Source organism: Nitrosophilus sp. (assembly GCF_982775275.1).
On the sequence record NZ_CEXZHP010000118.1, the window covers coordinates 1 to 4,885 of the forward strand.

Annotated in this window: 7 protein-coding genes; all 7 read left to right on the forward strand. The window is 34.9% G+C overall.

What is annotated here, in order from left to right; genetic code table 11:
• The first annotated feature begins 93 nt into the window (after positions 1 to 93).
• Positions 94 to 975: a DMT family transporter gene (locus AC30RD_RS06355; RefSeq protein WP_489493534.1), complete on the forward strand. Its 882-nt coding sequence runs from the start codon at positions 94 to 96 to the stop codon at positions 973 to 975.
• 2 nt (positions 976 to 977) lie between these two features.
• On the forward strand, positions 978 to 1,517 hold the full coding sequence (locus AC30RD_RS06360; protein WP_489493535.1) for a Uma2 family endonuclease: 540 nt from the start codon (positions 978 to 980) through the stop codon (positions 1,515 to 1,517).
• Entirely contained in the window at positions 1,514 to 2,326 is an 813-nt protein-coding gene (gene kdsA, locus AC30RD_RS06365; RefSeq protein ID WP_489493537.1) for a 3-deoxy-8-phosphooctulonate synthase, read from the forward strand. Before AC30RD_RS06360 ends, kdsA begins: the two co-directional genes overlap by 4 nt.
• Positions 2,327 to 2,402: 76 nt before the next feature.
• Positions 2,403 to 2,867, forward strand: coding sequence for a 6,7-dimethyl-8-ribityllumazine synthase (ribH, locus tag AC30RD_RS06370; protein ID WP_489493539.1), 465 nt, complete (start codon positions 2,403 to 2,405; stop codon positions 2,865 to 2,867).
• Between the two features lie 11 nt (positions 2,868 to 2,878).
• Positions 2,879 to 3,298 carry a transcription antitermination factor NusB gene (gene nusB, locus AC30RD_RS06375; RefSeq protein ID WP_489493540.1) on the forward strand — a complete coding sequence of 140 codons (420 nt, stop codon included), beginning with the start codon at positions 2,879 to 2,881 and terminating at the stop codon, positions 3,296 to 3,298.
• Positions 3,279 to 3,821 carry a Uma2 family endonuclease gene (locus AC30RD_RS06380; RefSeq protein ID WP_489493541.1) on the forward strand — a complete coding sequence of 181 codons (543 nt, stop codon included), beginning with the start codon at positions 3,279 to 3,281 and terminating at the stop codon, positions 3,819 to 3,821. The genes nusB and AC30RD_RS06380 overlap by 20 nt, the downstream gene beginning before the upstream one ends.
• On the forward strand, positions 3,818 to 4,864 hold the full coding sequence (locus tag AC30RD_RS06385) for a dehypoxanthine futalosine cyclase (RefSeq protein WP_489493542.1): 1,047 nt from the start codon (positions 3,818 to 3,820) through the stop codon (positions 4,862 to 4,864). Before AC30RD_RS06380 ends, AC30RD_RS06385 begins: the two co-directional genes overlap by 4 nt.
• Positions 4,865 to 4,885: the final 21 nt, after the last annotated feature.

The following is a 4,885-nucleotide window of genomic DNA, read 5'->3' on the forward strand; positions in this document are numbered from 1 at the left end:
CCAATGTCCAATGTCCAATGTCTAATTTGGTTAAAATAGTTGAGTAGTTGAGTGGTTGAGTGATTAGGTTGTTGAGTGGTTGAAAGGAGTGGATTGTTAAAAAAAGTTGAGATTGGTATATGGTATATGCTTTTTGCTTCCGTTTTATTTGCCGGTATGGGGGTTTTTGCAAAAATTTTAAGTCAATATATGCCCTCTTTGGAAGTTGTTTTTTTTAGAAACGTTTTTGGAGTTTTTTTGGTTGGAATATCTCTTTTTGCAAAACCTATGAGACACAAAGGGGGAAGAGCGCTTCTGCTTTTTTTTAGAGGTTTGATGGGTTTTTTGGCACTTTTATGTTTTTTTTACGATATTGCTCATATTCCTTTGGGTGAGGCGATGACATACTCTAAAACCTCTCCAATATTTACCGCTCTTTTTGCTTTTTTATTTTTAAATGAGGCTTTGGGAAGAAGAGGTTGGATCGCACTTTTTATAGGGTTTTTGGGTATTCTTTTGATAACGGATCCTTTTTATACCCCATTTGATAAATATGACATATTGGGAATACTTAGCGGGGTTGGAGCCGCTTTAGCGTATACGAGCGTTAAAGAGTTAAAAAAATATTATGATACAAGAGCTATAGTTTTATCTTTTATGATAGTAGGAACCATCGGACCTTTATTATTAATGGGAGCTTCTGAGATATTTGAGTTTGAGAGTTTGGATTTTATGTTTGGAAAGTTTGTTATGCCAAAGGGAGTTATGTGGATTTATATCTTTTTTATGGGTATACTTGCTACGTTTGCGCAAATTTTTATGACAAAAGCTTACGGCGCTAGTAAAGCCGGAGTTGTTGGGACTATAAGTTATTCCAATATTGTTTTTTCTATACTTTTTGGCGCTCTGTTTTTAAACGATCCTTTTCCCGAATCTATAAAGATTTTAGGTATAATCTTAATAGCAGTTAGTGGAATTTTAGTAGCCAGGAGATAAAGATGGCGGCTTTGGATATGTTGGAAAAATACAAATATGAAGATTATAAAAAGTGGGAAGGCAGATGGGAGCTAATAGATGGCATTCCTTACGCTATGAGCCCCGCACCCTATCCAAAACATCAAAGAGTAGTTGCTTATGTTTGGAAAGAGTTGTCCGAGGGGTTAGATTGCGAGAAGTGTGAGGCCTTTTTATCCCCAATTGACTGGGTAATAGATGATGAAAATGTTGTTCAACCCGATGTAGCCATATTTTGCGAAGATTATGAGGATAAAAAATTTTTCACAAAAACTCCCCCTTTGATTGTTGAGGTTTTAAGTCTCTCAACCGCTCTAAAGGATGTTACTACAAAGTTTGTCCTTTATGAGAAAAAAGAGGTAAAATATTATATTATTATCAACCCAGAAACCGAAGAAGTAGAAATATTTGAGATAGAAAACAAAAAATTTGAATTAAAAAAGAAACTAAAAAGTGAAGGTTTATATAGATTTGAATGGGATGGTTGTAAAACAGAGATAGATTTTAAAAAGGTTTTTAAATGATTTTGATAGCAGGTCCTTGCGTAATAGAGAGTTATGAACAGTTGGAAAAAATCGCCATTAGTTTAAAAGAGTATCAAAAAGATCATAAAATAGATTTTTATTTTAAAGCCAGTTTTGATAAAGCAAACAGAACAAGTCTTGATAGCTACAGAGGGCCGGGCCTTAAAAAGGGTCTTAAGATGCTTTCTGATATAAAAGAAAAATTTGGATTTAAGATATTAACAGATGTTCATGAGAGTTATCAGGTTGAGCCCGTTAGCGAAGTAGCCGATGTTATACAGATCCCAGCATTTTTGTGCAGACAAACGGATCTTTTAGTTGCAGCGGCAAAAACGCCTAAAATAGTAAATATCAAAAAAGGTCAGTTTATGAACCCCGAAGATATGAAATATAGCGTTTTAAAGGTATTAAAAACCAGGAATTGTAAATTAGAAAACTTAGAAGATGAGTCTTTGTATGAAATCAGTAAAAAAGTGGGGGTTTGGTTAACCGAGAGAGGAACTACTTTTGGTTACGGAAATTTAGTAGTGGATATGAGAAGTTTGGCTATTATGAGAAGATTTGCCCCGGTGATTTTTGATGCTACCCACTCGGTTCAGATGCCAGGAGGCGCGGGAGGAAAAAGCGGTGGAAAAAGAGAGTTTGTAGCTCCTTTATCAAAAGCTGCCGCGGCGGTAGGAGTGGATGGTTTTTTCTTTGAAACACATTATGATCCTGATATCGCGCTGAGCGATGGACCAAATATGTTAAAAATAGATGATTTGAAATCGTTGGTTAAAGATATTTTAAAAATTAGAGAGTGTTTATGAGTATAAAGAAAAATTTTTAGTAAAAAAATATGAAAAAAAGAAGAAATTAAAATATAAAAATAGTATAGGAGTGTAAATGAATATAATAGAGGGAAAATTAAGACTAAGCGGTGAAGAGAAAGTTGCGATAATCGCTAGTAGATTTAATCATATTATAACAGATAGATTGGTTGAAGGGGCTAAAGACGCGTTTTTAAGGCATGGAGGAGATGAAAGCGGTCTTGATCTTATTTTGGTTCCCGGGGCATTTGAGCTTCCCTTTGCTTTGGATAAGATATTGAGTGCAAATAGATATGATGGAGTATGTTGTCTTGGAGCCATTATTAGAGGGTCGACTCCCCATTTTGATTATGTGGCGGCAGAAGCTACAAAAGGTATAGCAAATACTACTTTAAAATATCAAAAACCGGTAACTTTTGGCGTTTTAACGACCGATACCTTAGAACAAGCGATTGAGAGGGCCGGAAGCAAAGCTGGAAACAAAGGTTTTGAGGCTATGACGGGATTAATTGAGCTAATAGATCTATATAGAAATTTTTAAAAGAGAGTAAAATGGCTACAAGACATCAAGCAAGAGAGGCGGTTATTGGACTGCTGTATGCCTATGATCTGGGAAATCCGGAAATTAAAAAATTTGCGGAAGATATTTTGGAAGAAAAAAAGATAAGAAACAAGCAAAGAGAGTTTGCTCTTTCTCTTTTTAACGGAGTAACAGATCATTTAAAAGAGATAGACGAAGAGCTTAAAAAACATTTAGAGAGTTGGGATTTAGAAAGAGTCGGTCACATAGAAAGAGCAATTCTTAGACTCGGAGCGTATGAACTGATGTTCACCGATCTTGATAAAGCCATAGCCATAAACGAGGCGGTAGAGCTGGCAAAAAAGCTTGGGACCGATCAGTCCCCAAAGTTTGTAAACGGCGTATTGGACGCCATAGCAAAAGGTAAAAAAGATGGAAGCGTTAAAACTTGAAAATTATAGTTATAAAGACTATTTAGAGATATCAAAATCAACCCAAGAGAGGGTTGAGCTGATATTTGGAAAAATATATATGATGGCTGGAGCCAGCGCAAAGCATCAAGATACTGTTTTGAATATTGCAACGATTATAAAAAGTTTGAACAGATGCAAACCAAGAGTGGCGCCATATGATCTAAAACTTATATGCGAAAAAGACTCTCTTGAAAAAATTAACGTAGTTCAACCGGATATCATGATATTTTGCGAAGATAAAGATTTGCCTTGTGCGATTTTTGAGGTATTGAGCCCGTCAACCGCCCTTAAAGATAAAAAAGAAAAATTTAGACTTTACGAGTGTGCGAACATAAAAGAGTATTTTATTGTGGAGAGCGAGTATAAAATAGTCGAAAAATTTGTATTAAAAGATAAAAAATTTGAGTTTGACGGAAACTACTGTGTTAATGACAAATTAAAGATAGATTGTTTAGAAGAAGAGATAGAAGTTGAAAAAATTTTTGAGGGGATTGAGGAGTGAGACTTAGCAAAAAAGAGGCGATAAAGCTTATTCAAGAAGGGGATCTAAAAGAGCTTGGGAAAATGGCTCTTGAGAAAAAAAGAGAGCTTCATCCAAAAAAAATAACCACTTTTATAGTAGATAGAAACATAAACTATACCAATATTTGCTGGGTAGACTGTAATTTTTGCGCTTTTTATCGTCACGCAAAAGATGAAGATGCTTATATATTAAGTTATGAAGAGATAGATAAAAAAATAGACGAGCTTATAAAAATAGGCGGAACTCAGATACTTTTTCAAGGAGGAGTTCATCCAAAACTAAAAATTGAATATTATGAAAATTTGGTAGAACATATCCATAAAAAATATCCTCAAATTACTATTCACGGATTTAGTGCTGTTGAGATAGATTATATATCAAAAATAAGCAAAATCAGCTATAAAGAGACTCTATCAAGACTTAAAGAAAAGGGACTCTCTTCTATACCTGGAGCCGGAGCCGAGATATTGGTAGATAGAGTAAGAGATATAATAAGTCCAAGAAAACTAAGCTCTAGCGAGTGGTTAGATATCCATAAAAGTGCTCATGAGATAGGTATGAAAACAACGGCAACTATGATGTTTGGGACAGTTGAGAGTGATGAAGAAATTGTGGAACATTGGGAAAAAATAAGAGATCTACAAGATGAAACCGGAGGGTTTAGAGCTTTTATAATGTGGAGTTTTCAACCAAAACATACTAAACTTCAAAAAGATGGCATAGTAAAATATAAAACCTCTTCTAACAGATATCTTAGGCTTTTGGCTGTTAGCAGACTATTTTTGGATAATTTTAAAAATATTCAAAGCTCATGGGTAACCCAGGGAAGTTATATCGGACAGCTTGCTTTATTATACGGGGCAAACGATTTGGGGTCCACTATGATGGAAGAAAATGTTGTAAAAGCCGCAGGAGCACAAAATAGAATGAATCAAGAAGAGATGATAAAGCTTATAAAAGATGTAGGCGAGATCCCGGCAAAAAGAGATACGGCTTATAATATATTGGAGGTGTTTGGTTGATTTTGGTTAAATTGGGTTAAA

Coding starts and splice junctions, on each gene's coding strand:
- AC30RD_RS06360 (WP_489493535.1), top strand. CDS start 978: ATGGCGGCTTTGGATATGTTGGAAAAATACAAATATGAAGATTATAAA.
- kdsA (WP_489493537.1), top strand. CDS start 1,514: ATGATTTTGATAGCAGGTCCTTGCGTAATAGAGAGTTATGAACAGTTG.
- ribH (WP_489493539.1), top strand. CDS start 2,403: ATGAATATAATAGAGGGAAAATTAAGACTAAGCGGTGAAGAGAAAGTT.
- nusB (WP_489493540.1), top strand. CDS start 2,879: ATGGCTACAAGACATCAAGCAAGAGAGGCGGTTATTGGACTGCTGTAT.
- AC30RD_RS06380 (WP_489493541.1), top strand. CDS start 3,279: ATGGAAGCGTTAAAACTTGAAAATTATAGTTATAAAGACTATTTAGAG.